This is a genomic window from Leucobacter sp. M11 (assembly GCF_035726885.1).
Taxonomy (GTDB): domain Bacteria; phylum Actinomycetota; class Actinomycetes; order Actinomycetales; family Microbacteriaceae; genus JAPFRB01.
In genome coordinates this window covers 446,521-449,331 of the sequence record NZ_JAPFRB010000001.1, presented here as the reverse complement: position 1 = coordinate 449,331, position 2,811 = coordinate 446,521, and the positions used below count along the sequence as shown (strand labels likewise).

Here is a 2,811-nt window from a genome sequence, read left to right as displayed (position 1 = left end):
GCAAGCTCCGGAGCCGAGCCCGAACCCCATCCCGAAGCGCACGAAGAGGAACGCCGCATGACTCCGCAGGAGCAGCCCGAGGCAACGCCGACGCCGATCACGGTGTTGCTCGTCGACGATCACGGCGCGATCCGGGACGGGGTCCGCCTCATCCTGGAGAGCCAGCCCGATATCCGCGTGCTCGGGGAGGCCCCGGACGGGGCGACCGGGCTTGACGAGGCGCTGCGGCTCCGGCCGGACGTCGTGCTCCTGGACGTGCGGATGCCGGTCCGAGACGGGATCTGGGCCGCCGAGCGCATCGTGCGGGAGAGCGAGGCGCGGGTGCTCATGCTGACGACGTTTGGTGACGAGGCGCTCGTCCTGGAAGCCATCCGCGCGGGGGCGCACGGCTTCCTGCTGAAAACCGCCGCGGGGGCGCGGATTTTGGACGCGGTCCGGACCGTTGCCGCGGGCGGCGGCGTGCTCGACCCCGAGGTGACCCCCGGGGTGCTTGGCGCGCTCCGCGGGGGGAGCGCGGCCGCGTCACCGGAGGCGGGCGACGCGGAGACGCCGCTGCCGGGCCGGGACCGGCTCACCCCGCGCGAGCGCGAGGTCTTCGACGCGCTCGCGGGCGGCGGGAGCAACCGGGAGATCGCCCGAGACCTCTTCATCAGTGAGACCACCGTGAAGACCCACCTCGGCCAGATCTACGCGAAGCTCGGGGTGCAGAGCCGCGTCGAGGCGGCGCTCTACGCCGCCGGGCGCTGAGCCGAGTTCCCGGCCGCGTTCCCGTCGCCCCGCTCAGGGGGGGAAAACAGGCCTGAGGAACGAGCCAGGGACACGAGCCGGGGAAACGAGGAGGGCCTGCCCGGAAATCCTTCCGGGCAGGCCCTCGTCCGCAGCGTTCGGGAGGAGCCGCGAACGCGTCGGCCTAGACGAGCGAGTCGCGCCAGGCCGCGTGCAGCTGCGCGAAGCGACCCGAGCCGCCGATCAGGTCGGCGGGGGCGCCGTCCTCGACGATCCGGCCGTGCTCCATCACGAGCACCCGGTCTGCGATGGACACGGTCGACAGCCGGTGCGCGATGATGACCGCGGTGCGGTCCGAGAGGAGCGTCTGCAAGGCCTCCTGCACCGCCCGCTCGCCCGGGATATCGAGCGACGCGGTCGCCTCGTCCAGGATGAGCACGGCGGGGTCCGCGAGGAACGCGCGCGCGAAGGACACGAGCTGGCGCTGCCCGGCCGAGAGCCTGCCGCCGCGCTTGTTCACCGAGGAGTCGTAGCCGTCCGGCAGCTCCGTGATGAACTCGTGCGCGCCCACCGCGCGCGCCGCCCGCTCGATCTCCTCCGGCGTCGCGTCCGGCTTGCCGAGCGCGATGTTGTCGGAGACGGTGCCGCTGAACAGGTACGCCTCCTGGGTGACCATGACCACCGCACGGCGCAGGTCCGCGCTCGACAGGTGCGCGATGTCCGCGCCGTCGAGCGTGATCCGACCCCGGCTGGGGTCGTAAAAGCGCGCGATGAGCTTCGCGAGGGTGGACTTGCCCGCGCCCGTGGAGCCCACGAGCGCGATCGTCTGCCCGGCCGGGATGTCCAGCTCGAACTCGGGCAGGATCACCGTCTCCGGGTTGTAGGCGAACTCGACGCCCTCGAAGCGGAGCGCACCGCTCGACTTCGCGAGGCGCACGGGCTGCTCCGGCTCGGGCACGGTCGGGCTCTCCTCCAGGACCCCCGAAATTTTCTCGAGGGCGGCCGAGGCCGACTGATAGGAGTTGTAGAACATCGCGAGCTGCTCGATGGGGTCGAAGAAGCGGCGGGTGTAGAGGATCGCCGCGAGGAGCACCCCGACCGCGATGGAGCCGTCGAGGACCCGGAAGCCCCCGATGAGCACGACCGCGGCGACCGTGACGTTGCCGATCAGGATGAGGCCCGGATCGAAGACGCCGAAGAGGCCGATCACGCGCTGGTTGGCGACCCGGTAGTTCTCGACGTGCTCGCCGAACTCGCGCGCGTTGCGCGGTTCCTTGCGGAAGGCCTGCACCGCGCGAATGCCCGTCATCGTCTCCACGAAGTGCACGATGAGCTTCGCGGAGGTCGTGCGCGTCTGCCGGAACCGGAGCTGGGAGCGCTTCTGGAACCACCGGGTGAGCAGGTACAGGGGCACGAGGGCCACGAGCAGCACGGCCGCGCTGCCCGGGTCCAGGATGAGCAGCATCACGAGGGTGAAGACCATGTAGAGCATGCCCTGCACGAGCTCGGTCAGCCCGGATTCGAGCAGCTCGCTGATCGTCTCCAGGTCGCTCGTCTGCCGGGCGATGATCCGCCCCGAGGTGTAGGACTCGTGGAATTCGAGGCTGAGTAGCTGGGTCTGGCGGAACACGCGGGTGCGCAGCTCCAGCAGGATCGCCTGGGAGACCCGCGCCGCGAGCACGTGATACCAGGCGATGAGCACGGCCCCCGCGATGCCCGCGGCGATGAACACGAGGACGGTGACCCAGGCGGGTCGCCAGTCGCTCTCGTTCACGATCGCCGGGAGCCCCTGGTCGATCGCGACGGCGATCAGGAAGGGGCCCGCGGCCTGCGCGAGCGAGGAGATCACGATCACGAGGCTCGTCAGGATGAGCAGGCCGCGGTGCGGGCTGAGCAGGGAACCGAGGAGCTTCACGGAGCGGCGGCGCAGGGCCTTCGACTCCTCCTTGGTGTAGTCGTCGCGTTCTTCGCCGCGAACGCCGGTCACGCTTGCCGGGGTCATCGCTGTCCCTCCTCGGGGGTGTGCGTCTGGGAATCGGAATCGGTGGGTGGCTCGGCCTCGGGGCCAGCCATCGCTGCGGGCTC

The 2,811-nt window shown here is 70.9% G+C and carries 2 protein-coding genes; one reads left to right on the top strand and one right to left on the bottom strand.

Annotated elements, in window-relative coordinates:
- The first annotated feature begins 57 nt into the window (after positions 1–57).
- Complete coding sequence (locus OOT08_RS02270; protein ID WP_325090929.1) at positions 58–747, top strand: response regulator transcription factor; 690 nt, start codon at positions 58–60, stop codon at positions 745–747.
- 163 nt (positions 748–910) lie between these two features.
- Here OOT08_RS02270 and OOT08_RS02265 read toward each other — a convergent pair whose 3' ends face one another.
- Entirely contained in the window at positions 911–2,728 is a 1,818-nt protein-coding gene (locus OOT08_RS02265; RefSeq protein ID WP_325090928.1) for an ABC transporter ATP-binding protein, read from the bottom strand.
- Positions 2,729–2,811: the final 83 nt, after the last annotated feature.

What these genes read in the sequence shown, in the direction of transcription:
- OOT08_RS02270 (WP_325090929.1), top strand. Translation starts at nt 58, where the DNA reads ATGACTCCGCAGGAGCAGCCCGAGGCAACGCCGACGCCGATCACGGTG.
- OOT08_RS02265 (WP_325090928.1), bottom strand. Translation starts at nt 2,728, where the DNA reads ATGACCCCGGCAAGCGTGACCGGCGTTCGCGGCGAAGAACGCGACGAC.